15 protein-coding genes and 1 pseudogene are annotated in these 17,149 nt (G+C 70.9%); 5 read left to right on the forward strand and 11 right to left on the reverse strand.

Annotated features, from left to right (window positions below; all coding sequences use genetic code 11):
• Nucleotides 1-34 precede the first annotated feature (34 nt).
• A complete protein-coding gene (locus ACIP6U_RS34020) occupies nt 35-1,747 on the forward strand; it encodes a cation acetate symporter (protein WP_401725959.1) in 1,713 nt (570 codons plus the stop codon).
• Entirely contained in the window at nt 1,744-2,961 is a 1,218-nt protein-coding gene (locus tag ACIP6U_RS34025) for a sensor histidine kinase (protein WP_401725961.1), read from the forward strand. Before ACIP6U_RS34020 ends, ACIP6U_RS34025 begins: the two co-directional genes overlap by 4 nt.
• 39 nt (nt 2,962-3,000) lie before the next feature.
• Here the strand turns inward: ACIP6U_RS34025 and ACIP6U_RS34030 are convergent, their stop codons facing one another.
• From ACIP6U_RS34030 to ACIP6U_RS34060, 7 genes are all read right to left on the reverse strand, one after another.
• The gene (locus tag ACIP6U_RS34030) at nt 3,001-3,171 is read right to left on the reverse strand and encodes a hypothetical protein (RefSeq protein WP_124000629.1); all 171 of its coding nucleotides are present in this window, start codon (nt 3,169-3,171) and stop codon (nt 3,001-3,003) included.
• Nucleotides 3,172-3,184: 13 nt separating this feature from the next.
• A complete protein-coding gene (locus ACIP6U_RS34035; RefSeq protein WP_401725963.1) occupies nt 3,185-5,044 on the reverse strand; it encodes a septum formation family protein in 1,860 nt (619 codons plus the stop codon).
• A gap of 31 nt (nt 5,045-5,075) precedes the next feature.
• Complete coding sequence (locus tag ACIP6U_RS34040; RefSeq protein WP_401725965.1) at nt 5,076-6,359, reverse strand: DUF6777 domain-containing protein; 1,284 nt, start codon at nt 6,357-6,359, stop codon at nt 5,076-5,078.
• 175 nt (nt 6,360-6,534) lie between these two features.
• Nucleotides 6,535-7,485 (reverse strand): cytochrome c oxidase assembly protein, encoded by a 951-nt coding sequence (locus ACIP6U_RS34045; protein WP_401725967.1) that lies wholly within the window; start codon nt 7,483-7,485, stop codon nt 6,535-6,537.
• Nucleotides 7,486-7,590: 105 nt separating this feature from the next.
• Nucleotides 7,591-8,616: a 6-phosphofructokinase gene (locus ACIP6U_RS34050; protein ID WP_124000633.1), complete on the reverse strand. Its 1,026-nt coding sequence runs from the start codon at nt 8,614-8,616 to the stop codon at nt 7,591-7,593.
• A gap of 211 nt (nt 8,617-8,827) precedes the next feature.
• Nucleotides 8,828-9,556, reverse strand: a complete 729-nt coding sequence (locus ACIP6U_RS34055; protein ID WP_124000634.1) for a glutamine amidotransferase — start codon at nt 9,554-9,556, stop codon at nt 8,828-8,830.
• Between the two features lie 16 nt (nt 9,557-9,572).
• Nucleotides 9,573-10,811 carry a MurT ligase domain-containing protein gene (locus tag ACIP6U_RS34060; RefSeq protein ID WP_401725969.1) on the reverse strand — a complete coding sequence of 413 codons (1,239 nt, stop codon included), beginning with the start codon at nt 10,809-10,811 and terminating at the stop codon, nt 9,573-9,575.
• A gap of 111 nt (nt 10,812-10,922) precedes the next feature.
• On the opposite strand from ACIP6U_RS34060, the gene def reads away from it, so the two are divergent.
• Entirely contained in the window at nt 10,923-11,498 is a 576-nt protein-coding gene (gene def, locus ACIP6U_RS34065) for a peptide deformylase (protein ID WP_401725971.1), read from the forward strand.
• 19 nt (nt 11,499-11,517) lie between these two features.
• Here def and ACIP6U_RS34070 read toward each other — a convergent pair whose 3' ends face one another.
• A complete protein-coding gene (locus tag ACIP6U_RS34070) occupies nt 11,518-12,162 on the reverse strand; it encodes a TetR family transcriptional regulator (RefSeq protein ID WP_401725973.1) in 645 nt (214 codons plus the stop codon).
• Between the two features lie 172 nt (nt 12,163-12,334).
• Here ACIP6U_RS34070 and ACIP6U_RS34075 point away from each other — a divergent pair, with 172 nt between their 5' ends.
• Nucleotides 12,335-13,561, forward strand: a complete 1,227-nt coding sequence (locus ACIP6U_RS34075; protein WP_124000638.1) for an acyl-CoA dehydrogenase family protein — start codon at nt 12,335-12,337, stop codon at nt 13,559-13,561.
• A gap of 3 nt (nt 13,562-13,564) precedes the next feature.
• Here the strand turns inward: ACIP6U_RS34075 and ACIP6U_RS34080 are convergent, their stop codons facing one another.
• From ACIP6U_RS34080 to ACIP6U_RS34090, 3 genes and pseudogenes are all read right to left on the reverse strand, one after another.
• Entirely contained in the window at nt 13,565-14,086 is a 522-nt protein-coding gene (locus ACIP6U_RS34080) for a cupin domain-containing protein (protein WP_401725975.1), read from the reverse strand.
• A gap of 7 nt (nt 14,087-14,093) precedes the next feature.
• Entirely contained in the window at nt 14,094-15,311 is a 1,218-nt protein-coding gene (locus ACIP6U_RS34085; RefSeq protein WP_401725977.1) for a cytochrome P450, read from the reverse strand.
• A 1-nt stretch (nt 15,312) separates the two neighbouring features.
• Nucleotides 15,313-16,383 (reverse strand): annotated as a pseudogene (locus ACIP6U_RS34090) (type III polyketide synthase); the annotation flags it as partial.
• Nucleotides 16,384-16,556: 173 nt separating this feature from the next.
• Between ACIP6U_RS34090 and ACIP6U_RS34095 the strand changes: the two are divergent.
• On the forward strand, nt 16,557-17,129 hold the full coding sequence (locus ACIP6U_RS34095; RefSeq protein WP_401725979.1) for a transcriptional regulator: 573 nt from the start codon (nt 16,557-16,559) through the stop codon (nt 17,127-17,129).
• Nucleotides 17,130-17,149 lie beyond the last annotated feature (20 nt).

Below are 17,149 nucleotides of genomic sequence, written 5' to 3' on the forward strand. Positions count from 1 at the left end.
CCGGGGACCGTACCGCCCGAGGACCGATCCACCGGTGAACTCCAGCTACGCCGTCACCGCCGTCGCCCTCGTCGTCGTCGCGACCGTCCTGGTCGGCGCCTTCGGCCTGCGCATCTCCCGCACCACCTCCGACTTCTACGTCGCCTCCCGCACCGTCGGCCCCCGCCTCAACGCGGCCGCCATCAGCGGCGAATACCTCTCCGCCGCCTCCTTCCTGGGCATCGCCGGCCTCGTCCTGGTCCAGGGCCCCGACATGCTCTGGTACCCCGTCGGCTACACCGCCGGATACCTGGTCCTGCTCCTCTTCGTCGCCGCCCCGCTGCGCCGCTCCGGCGCCTACACCCTGCCCGACTTCGCCGAGGCCCGGCTCGCCTCGCAGAACGTGCGCCGCCTTGCGGGCGCCTTCGTCGTCGGCGTCGGCTGGCTCTATCTGCTGCCCCAACTCCAGGGCGCCGGGCTGACGTTGGCGGTGCTGACGGGCGCCCCCGACCTGCTGGGCGGGGGGATCGTCGCGGTCGTCGTGGTCGCGACCGTCGCCGCCGGCGGCATGCGCAGCATCACCTTCGTGCAGGCCTTCCAGTACTGGCTCAAGCTCACCGCCCTGCTGGTGCCGGCCCTCTTCCTGGCCCTCGCCTGGCAGGGCGACGGCTCGCCCCGGCACGCCTTCGAGGAACCGGCCACCTTCCGCGAACAGCGCGTGGTCACCGTCGACGACAGCCTCGACCTCACCCTCGACCGACCGCTCACCGTCACGGTCGACGGCAGGGTGGACGGCCGCACCCACGACGACCAGAGGGTCCAACTGGCCGCCGGCACGCACCACATCGAGCACGGCACCCGGCTGACCTTCGCCAAGGGCTCCGCCGTCCCCGCCGCCGACCGGGGCAGCAGCAACGGCATGTCCACCTCGCTGGAGGCGAGCCGCGAGGAACGCCCGCTGTACGCCACGTACGGACTGATCCTCGCCACCTTCCTCGGCACCATGGGCCTGCCGCACGTGGTCGTCCGCTTCTACACCAGCCCGCACGGAGCCGCCGCCCGCCGCACCACGGTGGCCGTCCTCGGCCTGATCGGCGCGTTCTACCTGCTGCCGCCGGTCTACGGCGCCCTGGGCCGCATCTACACTCCCGAACTCGGCCTCACCGGCGACGCGGACGCCGCCGTCCTGCTGCTGCCCGACCGGATGATCGGTGGCGCCGGCGGCGATCTGCTCGGCGCGCTGGTGGCGGGCGGGGCGTTCGCCGCGTTCCTGTCCACGGCCTCCGGGCTGACCATGGCCGTCGCGGGCGTGCTCACCCAGGACGTCCTGCCGGCCCGCGGCGTACGGCACTTCAGGCTCGGCACCGTGCTCGCCATGGCCGTGCCGCTGGCCGCGAGCGTCCTGGTCGGCGGGCTGCCGGTGGCCGACGCCGTCGGCCTTGCCTTCGCCGTCTCCGCGTCGTCCTTCTGCCCGCTGCTTGTCCTCGGCATCTGGTGGCGCCGGCTGACCCCGCCGGGCGCCGCCGCCGGCATGGTGATCGGCGGGGGCGGCGCGTTCGTCGCCGTGGCCGCCACCATGGCGGGCTTCCCCGGCACCGGCCCGCTGCACGCGCTGCTCGCCTGGCCCGCCCTCTGGTCCGTGCCGCTGGGCTTCCTCACCATGGTGCTGGTGTCGCTCGCCACCCCGGGGCGGGTGCCGACCGGGACGGCGGCGATCCTGGCCCGCTTCCATCTGCCGGAGGAACTGCGCGCGGAGGTGAAGGCATGAGCGGCTTCCTGGCCGGCCTGTGCGTGGCCGTACTGCCCCTGCTGGCCGCCGGGTTCTGGTTCGGGCGGCGCACGGCACGCCCGCAGAACCTCGGCGGACTCGGCACCCCGGTCGAGCACGCCACCTTCCAGACCCTGCACACCGCCTCCCTCGCCGCACCCCCGCTGCGCGCGGGGCTGACCGAGGAGACGGCCCGCAAGTCGGCCCGCAGACTGCGCTCGCTGCTGGGCACGGACGCGCTGTGCCTGACCGACCAGAAGGAGGTCCTGGTCTGGGACGGGGTAGGCGCCCACCACCGCACCGAGATCATGGACCGGCTCGCCGACGCCCTGGAGACCGGCCGCGGCGAGGCCTTCCCCCTCGCCTGCGAGACCCCGGACTGCCCGGTCCGCTGGGCGGTCGTCGCCCCGCTGACCGTCGACGACCGGGTGCACGGCGCGCTCGTCGCCTGCGCCCCGCGCGAGTCGGCGGTCCTGGTCCGGGCGGCCGGCGAGGTCGCCCGCTGGGTGAGCGTCCAGCTGGAGTTGGCCGATCTGGACCAGTCCCGCACCCGGCTGATCGAGGCCGAGATCAAGGCACTTCGTGCCCAGATCTCCCCGCACTTCATCTTCAACTCGCTCGCGGTGATCGCCTCGTTCGTCCGCACCGACCCCGAGCGGGCCCGCGAACTCCTCCTCGAATTCGCCGACTTCACCCGCTACTCGTTCCGCAGGCACGGCGACTTCACCACTCTCGCCGAGGAACTGCACGCCATCGACCACTACTTGGCGCTGGTGCGGGCACGCTTCGGCGACCGCCTCTCCGTCACCCTCCAGATCGCCCCCGAGGTGCTGCCGGTCGCCCTGCCCTTCCTCTGCCTCCAGCCGCTGGTGGAGAACGCGGTCAAGCACGGACTTGAGGGCAAGACGGTGACCGCGGGCGGCAAGAGCCACATCACCATCACCGCGCAGGACACCGGCGCCGAGGCGCTCGTCGTCATCGAGGACGACGGCGTCGGCATGGACCCCGTCCTGCTGCGCCGCATCCTCGCCGGCGAGGTCAGCCCCTCCGGTGGCATCGGTCTCTCCAACGTCGACGACCGGCTCCGCCAGGTCTACGGCGACGAGTACGGGCTCGTCATCGAGACGGCGGTCGGCGCCGGCATGAAGGTCACGGCCCGGCTGCCCAAGTACCAGCCCGGAGTCCACTCGGCGGGGCGCCTGACCACCGAGTGAGGATCGGGCGCCGAGGACAGCCGCCGTCCCGAGTACCCCTCAGGCGCTGCGCGTGGCCACCATCCCCAGTGTGAGCAAACCCAGCACGACCCAGCCGAACCACAGCCAGCCGTTGCTGCCGAGCGCCACCGTGTAGGCCGTCACCGCGACGAGACCTCCGACGGTGAGCACCCCCATCGTCTTGGTAGAGCCGTCCGTAGAACCGGGCATCGCGACACCCTCCTCATGGTTCGTCCCCCTCCATGGTGCCCCCGTTCTGCCTCCGGACGGTGCACACGACGAAATGTGTGCCCGATTTCCAGGGCCCCTCGCTGGTCCAGGACCCCGCCGTGTAGACGGACGGATCGAAGCCGTAGTCCCCGGGCGGCACGTCCTTCGCGCAGGCCGCGTCCGATTCCGTACGGGCCTCCGTCAGGGTGACGTCGGAGCCGAGCCGGGTGAAACCGAGCACCTGCTCGTCGTGCGCGCCGGTGCAGGAGACGAGCTGGGCGTCCCGATTGGTCCGGGTCCGCAGACAGTCCCGGCGCTGCATGTTGGCCGTGTCGGTGAAGGACGAGCCGAGCTTGCGGTGCGCGCCGAGCGGGCCGTAGACCGGCCCGTGCGCGCCGAGCACCAGACAGGCCGTACGGCGCCCGGCGGCCCGGAAACCGGCCGCGCTCGGCACCACCGCGACCGCACGGACGTCGGCGAGCTTCTCCCGGAACTCCCGCGTCCGCTCCTCGCAGCGGGCCGCGCCGGTCTGCCGGGCCTCGTCCGCGGACCTCGCCGGCGCGAAGGCCGTCACCTGCCCGTCGGGCGCGCCCCCGACACAGCCCGCGTCCAGCCGCAGCCGGGGCGTGCCCTGGAAGCGGGCCCCGGGCCAGTCGGCGAGCACGCAGTCGCCGTCCTTCAGCGGCTTCGCGAGCCCCACGCCCGAGCCGTACGGGGGCGCCGACACCGTCGTGTCCTCGGTGGACGACCGGTGCGCCATGGCGTACCAGACCCCGCCCAGGGCCAGCACCAGGCCGAGCGAGACGGCGATGCCGGCACGCAGGACGCGCGAGACCTCGCGGCGGTGCCGGGCGGGCGGTGATCCGGCCGCGGGTACCAAGGGGGACGCGAGGGCCGGCCCGAAGCCCTGCGCGCCGGGTGCGGGCGGGGGAGGGGGCGGGGCGACGCCCGCCCAGGGCGGCTGCGAGCCGAGATCCGTCTGGGTACGGGCGTACGGCTCGGCCTGCGGCGTGACGATCCCCGACAGCGCCGTCTCCGCCTCCGCCGCGGACAACCGCTCCGCCGGATCCTTCGCGAGCAGAGCGGCCAGTACGGGACCCAGCGCGCCGGCGCGCACGGCGGGCCGCGGCTCCTCCATGACCACCGCGGTCACCTGGGCCAGATGCGACTCCCTCTCGAAGGGCCCCTGGCCCTCGACGGCGTGATAGAGCGTGCAGCCCAGCGAGAACAGGTCCGCGGCCGCGGTCGGCGGCCCGCCCGTGGCCCGCTCGGGGGCCAGATAGCCCGAGGTCCCCACCAGCACGGACGCCATCGTGTACCGAGTCTCGCCGCCCTCGGGCCGTACCGAGATGCCGTAGTCGGTGAGCAGCACCCGGCCGTACGGCGCCCCGCCGCGGTCCGGCGCGAGCAGGATGTTCGCCGGTTTCACGTCCCGGTGCATGACGCCCCGCTCGTGCCCGGCGGTCAGCGCGTCCAGCACGGCGAGCCCGACGCGGGCGGCCTCCGCCGGCGCGAGCGGGCCCCGCCGGTCGACCAGGTCACGCAGGTCCACGGCGCCCGCCACGTACTCCATGACGATCCACGGCAGTCCCTCGTGCTCCAGCACGTCGTGCACCGTCAGCACGTTCGGATGGCCCCGCAGCCCGGCCGCGTGCCGGGCCTCCGCGCGGGCGCGGGCCACCCGGGACTCCCGTTCCTCGCCGGCCGGGTCCTGATCCCGGAACACGATCTCCTTCAGCGCCACCTCGCAGGCGAGTCTCTGGTCGTGCGCGAGCCACACATGGCCCATGCCCCCGCCGCCCACCTGGTTGAGCAGCAGATAGCGGCCGGCGATGACCCGGCCCACTCCCGACGTCGACGATCCTGAAGGCATCCGGTGACTCCCCCCGGGGGTCTGCGGTGCGCTAGGCGCTCGTGCTCGAACCGGGCTCCGCCGACGCGGGCTCGCTCGTGCCGGGCGCACTGGTGGTGACCGGGTCGCTGGGCGGCGGTGGCGCACTGGTCGTGACCGGCTCGCTCGGCGGCGGATCGCTCGGCGGTGGCGGCGGCGGTGCGCTGCTGGTCACCGGGTCGCTGGGTGGCGGCGGACTCGGCGGGTCCGGTGGCGGTGCCACGGTCGTCGTCGGCGGAGAGCTGTCCGGTGCCTTCGAACTCGGCGGCGGGCTCGACGTGGGCGGTCCGCTCGACGGCGAGCCGGACGACGAACCGGTGCCGCTGCCCGACGGCGACGACGGCGACGGTGGCGTCTTGGACGACGGATCGGAGACCGACGGCGGCGGGGGAGACGTCGAGCCTCCGCCTGACGTGCCGCTGCCGGACGTACCGCCACCCGACGTGCCGCTGTCCGACGCGCTCCCGCCGACGGCCGTGAGCGTCACGTACTGCCCGAACCGCAACTCCGTCCCAGCGGGCGGATCCGACGCCGTCACGCGCGCGTCGGCGGCCGGCGCCTGCTTGCCGCCGTACCCCGTCGCGAGCCCCTGGTCGGCCAGCCGTCGGCTCGCCTCACCGAAGGTCGTCCCGGCGAGGACGGGTACCGCGCGCAGCTCGCGGGTGTCGAACGTCGAGTCGGCTGTGCCCGTCGTGCCGACCGGCCGGCTGAGGCCCGTGTCGGGGTCGTCGATGTCGACGAGGGCGAGCTTCGCCATCCTCCGGGGCGCGGGCCGTACCGCCACCACGGACGAACGCTCGTATCCCTGCCACTTCTTGTTGCCGTCGTCGAACGTGACCGAGATCCGGTCGGTGTCACCCTCGAAGGGCCGCAGCGGATTTCCGCACGAGCACTTCACGGCCGGCAGCCCCTGCTCGTCCACGAGAATGGCGATTCCCGCCTGGAGCAGCGAATTGAAGGGAACAGCCTTTCCCTTTTTGTAGTCGTGGTTCTTCACGAGCGTGTCGTGACGCAGGAGAACCGGTGTGAGCCGGTCCAGATAATCCGGAATCCCGGCCGTGGTGAGGTCGAGCGCGGTTGCCCACGCCTGAGCCTTCTGTTTGTTCCCGGGATCCGTGAGAAACGCCTTCAGCTTCGCGACGTCACAGAGCGTCGGCTCCCGCGTCCCGCCGTACAGCCCAGGCGTGTCCCCTTGTTGCAGGCTGCCGTGCACGGCCTGCGAGCGGACCGTGGCGTCCTTGCCGAGACCGCTGGCCTCGTCGAAGAAGGGCGCGAGAGAAGGCACTCCCGCGGCCACTGCTTTCACCGTGGTCAGAGGCGTACCGGTGTCACAACTGCCGATTACCAGTACGCAGACCAATAGGACGGCGATCCTCCGAATTAACATGAGTGTGCGCTTTGTCATTACCGCTCCCCCTGGCGGTTCCCCCAATGCGCTTCATGCTACTGAATGCCTCAGGAAGACGAAGGCTTCAACGCCCGCGTGCGTTCAATGAGGCCAAATAGGCGTTGTATGCCTCGAGTTCCTTGTCGCCGTCCCGGTCGGCGGCGCGGTCCGAGCGCCGGGCCTGGCGCTGTTCGGAGCGGTACCACTGGAACAGCAGGGCGAGCAGCACCAGGACGGACGGCACCTCGCTGAACGCCCAGGCGATACCACCGGCCGCGGTCTGGTCGGAGAGCGCGTCGATGCCGAGCGAGGCGGACGGGTTCTTGAACGTCGACACCATCGGCTCCGACGCCATCATCAGCGCGATGCCGAAGAACGCGTGGAACGGCATGCCCGCGAACAGCTCCAGCATCCGCATCAGATAGCCCGGCCGCTGCGGGCCCGGGTCCACGCCGATGATCGGCCAGAAGAAGACGATGCCCACGGCCAGGAAGTGCACCATCATCGCGATGTGCCCCGTCTTCGACCCCATCAGGAAGTCGAACAGCGGCGTGAAGTACAGCGCGTACAGGCTCGCGATGAACAGCGGGATGGTGAACGCCGGGTGCGTGATGATCCGCATGTACCGGCTGTGCAGCAGCATCAACAGCAGCTCGCGCGGCCCCTTGCGGCCCTTGCCCGTGGTCGGCAGTGCGCGCAGGGCGAGCGTGACGGGGGCGCCGAGCAGGATCAGGATCGGCGACAGCATGCTGATGATCATGTGCTGCACCATGTGGACGCTGAACATCACCATGCCGTAGTCGTTCAGCCCGGTGCACATCACCAGCATGATGGTGAGCACCCCGATGACGTACGAGATGGTCCGCCCCACGGGCCACGCGTCCCCGCGCCTGTGCAGCCGCACGACACCCCACGCGTACAGCCCGAGCCCTGCCAGACAGGCGACCAGGAAGAACGGGTCGGCGGACCACGCGAGCCCCCGCCCCAGCGTGAACGGCGGCAGATCCATGGTCATGCCGTGCCCGCTGTGTCCCATCCAACGGCTCCTGATTCGAGGGGGTTGTGCAAGTCTGTCCGGACCAGGGTATGACTCACCCCGGCCACCTCTGTGACCGGGGTGAGGGTGGTCCGAACGGCAGGGTCAGAGCACGCACTCCGCCTCGTCGTACCGTTCCGCGGGAACCGTCTTCAGCGTCTCGACCGCCTCGGCCAGCGACACCATCACGATGTCCGTCCCCCGAAGCGCCGTCATCTTCCCGAACTCGCCCCGGTGCACGGCCTCCACCGCATGCCAGCCGAACCGGGTCGCCAGCACCCGGTCGTACGCGGTGGGCGTACCGCCGCGCTGCACATGCCCGAGGATGACCGGACGGGCCTCCTTGCCGAGCCGTTCCTCCAGCTCGATGGAGAGCTGCCGGGCGATCCCCGCGAAGCGCTCGTGCCCGTAGACGTCCTTCTTGCCCTCGTCGAAGTCCATGGACCCGGCCTTGGGCTTGGCCCCCTCGGCGGCGACCACTATCGCGAAGCGCTTGCCCGCCTCGAACCGCTCGCCGACCCGCGCGGCCAACTCCTCGATGTCGAAGGGTCGTTCCGGTACGACGATGGCGTGCGCGCCGGCCGCCATGCCGGAGTGCAGCGCGATCCAGCCGGTGTGGCGGCCCATGACCTCCACGACCAGCACGCGCTGATGGGACTCGGCGGTGGTCTTCAGCCGGTCCAGCGCCTCCGTGGCGACACCGACGGCCGTGTCGAAGCCGAAGGTCACGTCGGTGACAGCGATGTCGTTGTCGATGGTCTTCGGGACGCCGACGATCGGCAGGCCGGCGTCGTACATCAGCTTGGCCGCCTTGAGCGTGCCCTCGCCGCCGATCGGGATGATCGCGTCGAGACCGAGCTCCTCGACATGCTCCCTGGCCCGCGCCACGCCGTCCCGCAGATGGGAGGGCTGGACCCGGGAGGAACCGAGGATCGTGCCGCCGCGAGCGAGGATGCCGCTCACCGCGTCGAGGTCGAGCTTGAGGTAGTCGCACTCCAGGAGGCCCTTCCAGCCGTCCCGGAAGCCGATGACCTCGTCACCGTGGTCGGCCACGGCGCGGTGCACGACGGACCGGATGACGGCGTTCAGGCCGGGGCAGTCGCCACCGGACGTGAGCACACCAATGCGCATAGCCCGAAAGAACCTTCTCAACGTGGAACGAGGCGGGACCGGACCACGTCGTCCGGCTCGAACCCCGCCACCCTAACGGCAGGAGGGGGCGGGGCAGCACCGTGCGTCCGCCTGCTGGACGACCCCGCTCACCTGTGCGGACGTGCTGTCAGACGGGCTGGTTAAGAGCAGCGGGCGCCCAGGTGTCAGGCAGGCTGCCGCGCGGCTGTGATCACGCAGGTTGCTGCGCGGACGCGATGCGCTCGTTGCGGAGCGCCTCGTACCAGCGGTCGTCCGTCGGCGGCAGCGCGTTCACGTCGAGCGCGAGCTTCAGCAGGTGGTCGGCGATGAGCGGGTTGCGCGCCAGCACCGGGCCGTGCATGTACGTACCGAAGACCGTGTCGTTGTACGCGCCCTCCGTGCCGTCGCCCGTGCCGTTGCCGTTGCCGAGGCGGACCTGGGCGAACGGGCGGGCCGTGGGGCCGAGGTGGGTGACGCCCTGGTGGTTCTCGAAGCCGGTCAGCGGGGGCAGGCCCAGGCGCGGATCGATGTCACCGAGGACGTCCCCGACGCACCGGGCGCCCTCACCGCGCACCGAGACCACGTCGAGCAGCCCGAGGCCGGGCTCGCGCTGGCCGAGGTCGTTGATGAACTCGTGGCCGAGGATCTGGTAGCCGGCGCAGACGGAGAACACGATCGCGCCGTTCTCCACGGCCCGGTGCAGACCGCCGTCCCGGCGCAGCCGCTCGGCCGCCAGCCGTTGCGGCCGGTCCTCGCCGCCGCCGATCAGGTAGATGTCGCCCGAGGTCGGGATGGGCTGGTCGCTGCGCACGTCGAGGCGGGCCACGTCGAGGCGGCGCTGCCGGGCCCGGCGCTCGACGACCAGGACGTTGCCCTGGTCGCCGTAGGTGCTCAGCAGGTCGGGGTAGATCCACACGACCCGCAGGCTGTTGTCGCTCACAAAAGTCCCCTGAGTGTCAGTTGCCGACGCGGCGGCGCAGATCCTGGAACGCGGTGTAGTTGGCGATGACCTCGATGCGGCCGGGCGGGCACTGCTGCACCGCCTGGTCGAGGTTGTCGCAGACCTGGAAGTGCTGGTTGGCGACCTCCAGGCGGACGGCGAGGTCGAGCTTGCGGTCGCCGACGACGCAGATCGGGTGACCGCTGAGGCGGGTGTAGTCGACGTCCCACAGCCAGGAGGTGTCGGTGCCGTCGGCGCCCCGCGCGTTCACGGAGAGGATCACCGGGGTGGGTGGCGGATCGATCAGGCTGAACGTTTCGAGCCAGCCCGCCGGGTTCTTCGCGAGCAGCAGCCGCAGGTCGCGCTGCTGGAACTGCACGACGTCGTAGCGGCCGGCCACGGCCTGCACCTGGTACATGCGCTCCAGGGCGACCTGCGGCGGTACGCCGAACACGGCGGCGACGGCCGCGGAGGAGGCCGCGTTGGCCTTGTTGGCGCGGCCCGGCAGTTGGAGGTGGATCGGCCAGGCGGAGCCGTGCGGGTCGAGCACGTGGTCGCCGGAGAGCGCCCAACTCGGCGTCGGGCGGCGGAAACCGCACTCGCCGCAGAACCAGTCGTCGCCGGGCCGCTGCATCACGCCACCGCAGGACGGGCAGGACCAGGCGTCGTCCTTCCACATCTGACCGGCGGCGACCCAGATGACGTTCGGGGACGAGGAGGCGGCCCACACGACCAGCGGGTCGTCCGCGTTGGCCACGACGACCGCCTTGGAACCCGCAAGACCCTCACGCCAGTTCTCGGCGAGCATGCGGGTCTCGGCGGCACGGTCGAGCTGGTCGCGGGAGAGGTTGAGCAGCGCGATGCACTTGGGGTCGGTGTCCCGGGCCACACCGGCCAGGTACTTCTCGTCGACCTCGATGACGCCGTAGCGCGCGTCCGAGCCGCCCGCCAGGGCCGAGGTGATGCCGGCCGGCATGTTCGCGCCGAGCGCGTTGGACACGACCGGGCCCGCGGCGCCGAGGGCCTCGGCGATCAGCCGGGTGGTCGTGGTCTTGCCGTTGGTCGCCGAGACGAGGACGACGTCCAGGCTCTGGGCGAGCCTGGCCAGGAGGTCGGGGTCCAGTTTGAGCGCGACCCGGCCACCGATCACCGATCCGCTGCCGCGGCCTGCGGCACGCGACGCCGCAGCGACCGCCTTGCCGGCGGTCACGGCGATCTTGGCCCGCGGCGAAAGCGGGTCCGAGTTGCCTGACATCAGTTCCCGATCCTCCTTGCGTACGCGCCGCGCCTCTGCCTGACGGCAACGTGGTGGTGGCCAGCCTATCGAGATCCATTCGCACTCCCGAATCGCCGTACCCTTGCGGCCATGCGAAACGGCTCCATTCCGGGCACCCGCGGGCGCGTCCGGCCCCTCACGCTGTTCGGCGACGCCCCGTTGCACACGCCCTGCCGCGAGGTCACCGACTTCGGCCCCGAACTCGCGAGCCTCGTCGAGGACTTGTTCGCGACGATGTACGCGGCACAGGGCGTGGGTCTCGCCGCGAACCAGGTGGGGGAGTCCCTGCGGGTCTTCGTCTACGACTGCCCGGACGACGACGAGGTGCGTCATCTGGGCCATCTCGTCAACCCGCGCCTGGTGGCGGCCGACGGAGTGTCGCTCCGCGGCCCCGAGGGCTGCCTGTCCCTGCCGGGCCTGGAGGCGGGGACGGAGCGCTACGACCACGCGGTGGTCGAGGGCTTCACGGTCACGGGCGAGCCGGTGACCGTGCACGGGACGGGTTTCTTCGCACGCTGTCTCCAACACGAATGCGACCACTTGGAGGGACGGGTCTACGTCGACCACCTCACGGGACGGCGCAGACGCAAGGTGCTCAGGCAGGAGGCGAAGGCCTCCTGGAGCCGCGGCAACCGGCCGGCGCAGACCGGGACCGACCCGGTCTAGAAACCGGGACCGACCCGGACTAGAAGCCGGGGCCGCCCACCTTGTCCCCCGCCGCGGCCAGCCGGCCCCACAGCAGGTCCGCGAGACTGTTGACCAACTCCGCCCGCGTGCACGGGCGTTCGCCCAGCCACCAGTCGCCGGCCGCGTGCATCATGCCGACGATGCCGTGGCCCCACACCCGTGCCAGTTGCTGGCTGTTCGGCCCGAGGTCCACCCGCTCCTCGATGACCTGCGCCAACTCCTCGCCCATGCGCCGGAGTACGGGGATCGAGTGGCTGCCCGCCTCGAAGCCCTGGTCGGCGGTCTGCCCGCCCTCCGCCGGATGCATGAGGAAGCGGTACACCTGGGGGCGTGCCTCGATCGCCGCGAGATAGGTGTCCAGTGTGGCCTCGACCCGCTCCCGCCGTTCCGCGGGCGCGTCCAGGGCCGCCCGCAGGGAGGCGAGCAGGGCGTCGGTGTGCCGGGTGGCGAGGGCCGCGTAGAGTCCGCCCTTGTCGCCGAAGTGGCGGTACAGAATCGGCTTGGTGATGCCCGCTTCCGCGGCGATCGCGTTCATCGAGGCCTGTGGCCCGTCGCGCAGCACCACTCGGTCGGCGGCCTCCAACAGCTCGCGCCGGCGGCGGTCCGCCGAGCGCTGCTGATCGGTCCGCTGCGTGGTGTCCATGAGCTCTCCCCACCCGTGCTGATTCGGTGACGCCTGCGCAAACTAACACCTGACCTCAGCCTGACATCGAACGGGCTGCCGAGGAGTCATCACGAGTTGACTTTTCCTACCGATGAGTAACAAGATAATGTTACCGCTAGTAACATGCAGGTGTACCGCCGCTGGAGGAGACATGGCCGAGTTCACCATGGAGCTCAACGACGAACAGAAGGAGGTCCGGGACTGGCTGCACGGCTTCGCCGCCGACGTCATCCGCCCCGCGGCCGCCGAATGGGACGAGCGTGAGGAGACTCCCTGGCCGGTCATCCAAGAGGCCGCCAAGGTGGGCATCTACTCCCTCGACTTCTACGCCCAGCAGTACTTCGACCCCACCGGCCTCGGCATACCGATGGCCATGGAGGAGCTGTTCTGGGGCGACGCGGGCATAGCCCTCTCCATAGTCGGCACCGGCCTCGCCGCCGTGGGCGTCCTCGCCAACGGCACCGAGGAGCAGATCGGCACCTGGATCCCCCAGATGTACGGCGACGCCAACGACGTCAAGGTCGCCGCCTTCTGCTCCTCCGAGCCCGACGCCGGCTCCGACGTGGCCTCCATGCGCACGCGTGCCGTGTACGACGAGGCCAACGACGAGTGGATCCTCAACGGCACGAAGACCTGGGCGACCAACGGCGGCATCGCCAACGTCCACGTCGTCGTCGCGGTCGTCGACCCCGAGCTGGGCTCCAAGGGCCACGCGTCCTTCATCGTCCCGCCCGGCACGCCCGGTCTCTCCCAGGGCCAGAAGTTCAAGAAGCACGGCATCCGTGCCTCGCACACGGCCGAGGTCGTCCTGGAGGACGCCCGCGTCCCCGGTTCCTGCCTGCTCGGAGGCAAGGAGAAGCTCGACGAGCGTCTTGCCCGTGCCCGGGAGCGGGCCAAGAAGAGTGGCGAGCGCGTGAAGAACGCGGCGATGGCCACGTTCGAGGCGAGCCGCCCCGCGGTGGCGGCAATGGCGGTCGGTACCGCTCGGGCTGCTTACGAGGTGGCCCTCGAGTACGCGACGACGCGTGAGCAGTTCGGGCGGCCCATCATCGACAACCAGGGTGTGGCCTTCCAGTTGGCCGACATGCGGACGTCCATCGACGCGGCCCGGCTGTTGACGTGGCGGGCGTCCTGGATGGCGATCAGCGGGAAGAAGTTCACCGCGGCCGAGGGGTCGATGTCGAAGCTGTTCGCCAGCGAGACGGCGAAGAAAGTCACCGCCCAGGCGATCCAGATACTGGGCGGCAACGGTTACACCAGGGAGTACCCGGTGGAGCGGATGCATCGGGACGCGGCGATCTACACGATCTTCGAGGGAACCAGTGAGATCCAACGACTGGTGATAGCCCGTACGTTGTCGGGCATGCCCATCCGCTAGCGGCTAACGATGTCGAAGCGGCGTGAGCTGCTCGATGTCGTACCTCGCCCGGAGTTCCTCGATCGCCGCATGGTCCGGAGGACCCCCGCTGCCCAGGATCTCCAGCAGTTCCTCGAAGTAGCGCTCGTGGTCCGGGGGCGGGGACGCCTGGAAGAACATCCTCGCCGGGGTGTCCGTCGGGTTGGCGAAGGCGTGCGGACACCCGGGGGGTACGGCGATGAGTGTGCCCGGGGTGGCGCGTACCACCCGGGTGCCCGAACTGGACTCCCAGCGCTGCCAGTTGTCCGGTGTTCGGATGCGCGGCTCGAAGGCGAGGACGTCCAGTTCGCCTTCGAGGACGTAGAACAACTCCTCGCTGCGCGTGTGGACATGGGCGCCGACGTCGAAGCCCGGGGGGACCTCCACCTCGAAGGTGGAGGCCGTCCGGGAGTGCGTGCCGGTGACCTTGAACGTCACGCGCTGGGCCGGGGTCTGGACGATCCGGCCGTGACCCGGGGGGACCAGCAGACCCTCTGGCGCGGTCATCGGCGGCTCACCACGTCACCGGCAGGGACTCGGGGCCACGGATCAACGCGCCCTTCCTGAAGGGCACTTGGTCCGGGGGCACTGCCAGCCGCAGGCCCGGCAACCGGTCCAGCAGCGCGTCGATCAGCAGCTCCGACTCCAGCCGGGCGAGCATGCCGCCGGGGCAGTAGTGCGGGCCGAAGCCGAAGGAGACGTGCGGGTTGGGGTTGCGGCCGAAGTCGATCTTCTCCGGGTCGGGGAAGACCTCCGGGTCGCGGTTGGCGGCCAGGTAGGAGACGTAGATCGGGTCGTCCTTGCGGATCCGTACGCCTCTGATCTCCACGTCCTCCATGGCGATGCGGGACAGTCCGACCGCGTTGCGGTGCGGGATGTAGCGCAGGAGTTCGTCGATGGCCTTGGGGCGGATCTCCGGCTCGGCGCGCAGGCGTTCGGCCAGGTCGGGGCGCGTGAGCAGCAGGTAGAACATCTGCCCGCTGTTGTTGGTGACCGCCTCGCCGCCGATCTGCAGCAGCACCGCGAGCCCGACGGCCTCCTCCAGCGTCACCTCACCACGGCCCACGGCGGCGCCGAGCAGCGAGGTGACGTCCTCGCCGGAGCTGCCCTCCCGCAGGCCGATGAGATCGCCGAAGTAGGCGCCCATCTCCTGCTTGGCCTGCTCGCTGACCTCCTTGCCGTGCGAGGAGGACAGGATCAGCTGGGTCCAGGTGTGCATGCCGTGCCGGTCGGCGGCCGGCACGCCCATCAGCTCGCAGATCACCGCGATGGGGAAGGGGCTGAGGACGGCGGCCGTGAGATCGCCGGGCGGCCCCGCCTCCACGAGCTCGTCGATGAGCTCGTCGAGCAGCACGCGCGACTTCTCGCGCACCCGCTCCACACCCCTCGCCGTGAACGCGGCGGCGACCGAGCGGCGCAGCCGGGTGTGGTCGGGCGGATCGAGGAAGCCGACCGCGCCGCGCTGCGGGATGAAGTGCGGCGCGAGCCGGGTGACCGGCTGGTCCATGACCGCCTCGCGGCTGAACCGCGGGTCGTTGGTCACCATGCGCACGTCGTCGTGGCGGGTGACCAGCCAGGCCCAGCCCTCGCCGTTGGGCAGCTGGATCCGGGTGACGGGGCCCTCGCGCATCAGCTCGGCGAGCACCGGGTCGAAGTCGACCCCGGTGAGGTCGCGCGCGGGCCAGTGCCGGATCGGCGGCAGGAAGGTCTCGGTGATCGTGTCGTCGCTCATGTCACGTCGTTTCTTCGTCCCGGTGCCAGCGGCCCAGGGCCATCTCGGCGGTGATGCCGGGTCCGAACCCGGCGAGCAGCCCGCGCGCCCGGTCCTGGGCACCGCCCTCGTCGAAGAGCCGGCGCAGCGCGTCCAGGACGACGGCGCTGGCGATGTTGCCGTACTCGGTGAGCGTGGCCCGGCTGAACCGGAAGGCGTGCGGGTCGACCTGGAGGAACTTGCTGAGGTCGTCGAGTATTCGGGGCCCGCCCGCGTGGACTATGTAGAAGTCCAGGTCGGCCGCGTCCCAGCCGTGCAGTCCCGCGAGGTCCTGGAGCGCCGGTGCCAGGGGCTCCATGGTGGCCGGCACCCGCTTGTCCAGCAGGAAGTGGAAGCCGGTGGCCCGGACGTCGTACATGATCCACTCTTCGGTCTTGGGGATCAGGTACGAGCCGTTGCGCTCCAGCTCGATGCCCTCGCCGCCCCGGCCGCGCACCACGGCGGCGGCGATCCCGTCGCCGAACAGCCCGTTGGAGAGCAGGGAGCCGATGCCGATGTCGGTGGGCTGGTAGCACAGCGAGCAGAACTCGCAGGCCACGATGAGCGCGTTGGCCTGGGGGTAGGCCGTGCAGAAGTCGTGCGCGCGGTTGATCGCGGCGCCGCCGGCCGCGCAGCCCAGCTGGGCGATGGGAATCTGGCGGGTGGTGGCGTCGAAGGCCATCTCGTTGATCAGCCAGGCCGTGAGCGAGGGCATCATGAAGCCCGTGCACGAGACGTAGATGATCACGTCGATGTCGCTGGTGAGGAGCTCCGCGTCGTCGAGCGCCCGCTGCACCACCGACGGGACCCGGGCCTTGGCCTCGGCCACGTAGATCCGGTTGCGGTCCTCGAACCCGGGGTGCTTGAGGGTCTCCTCGATCGGCTGCACGATGTGCCGGGTACGTACGCCGGTGTTCTCGATCAGCCGGAGGGCCAGCGGCAGTTGGGGGTGGTCGGCGTGGCGGGAGCGTGCCAGCTCCAGCGTCTCCTCCATCGTGATGACGTGCTCCGGGACGGACACCGAGGGTCTGCACAAAGTCGCCATGAACCGTGCCTGCTTTCGCCGTCCGGAAGGCTTTCGGCCCCCCGGTCAGAAGGTGGTTCACCTCTGGGGGTGGTGCACCCACGATCACCCGTGGGGGCGACGTTCTCTCGGTGGACTACTCCAATTCAGGGACCCTGTGTAAAGGTCGGATCAGTAGCCGGACCCACACGGACGGATCCCCGATGACCGAGAACCCCCTGGTAGCGCTGATCGCGACCGGCACGGCCCCCGTGGAGACCCTCGCAACTCTCGCCCTCGAACAACAGCGGGTGATCCCGGCCGACCGCCGCGCCTTCCTCCACCTGGCGCAACGCGCGACGGCGCAGCCGGAGACCGCGGATTTCTTCAGGACGCTCGCGGAAGGAGAGGCGGAGGCGGCCCGACGACTGACGGCCTTCGCGACGGCCTGCGGCGTGGACGAGCCCCGCTCCCGCACATACGAGCCCCTACCGGGCTGCCAGTCCTACCCCGCCTATGTCGCCTGGCTGGCCCTCAACGCGGACCCCACGGACGCCCTCCTCGCCCTGACGTCCAACTTCGCGGAATGGGGCGCCTATTGCGCAACGATCGCCAAGGCCCTACGCCACCACTACGCCTTCACGAACGAGGCCTGCGCCTTCTTCGACTTCTTCGCGGAACCGGCACCGGCCGCTCCGCGAGTGGAGCCGACGGACAAGGAACTCGTCCGCCAGTACAGCCGCGCCCTCCAGCACTACGAGGGATCATTCTGGGCAACGTTGCTGCCACGTCCCTAGGGGCGCGGGGAACTGCGCGA

Source organism: Streptomyces sp. NPDC088794, from assembly GCF_044750545.1.
Taxonomy (GTDB): domain Bacteria; phylum Actinomycetota; class Actinomycetes; order Streptomycetales; family Streptomycetaceae; genus Streptomyces.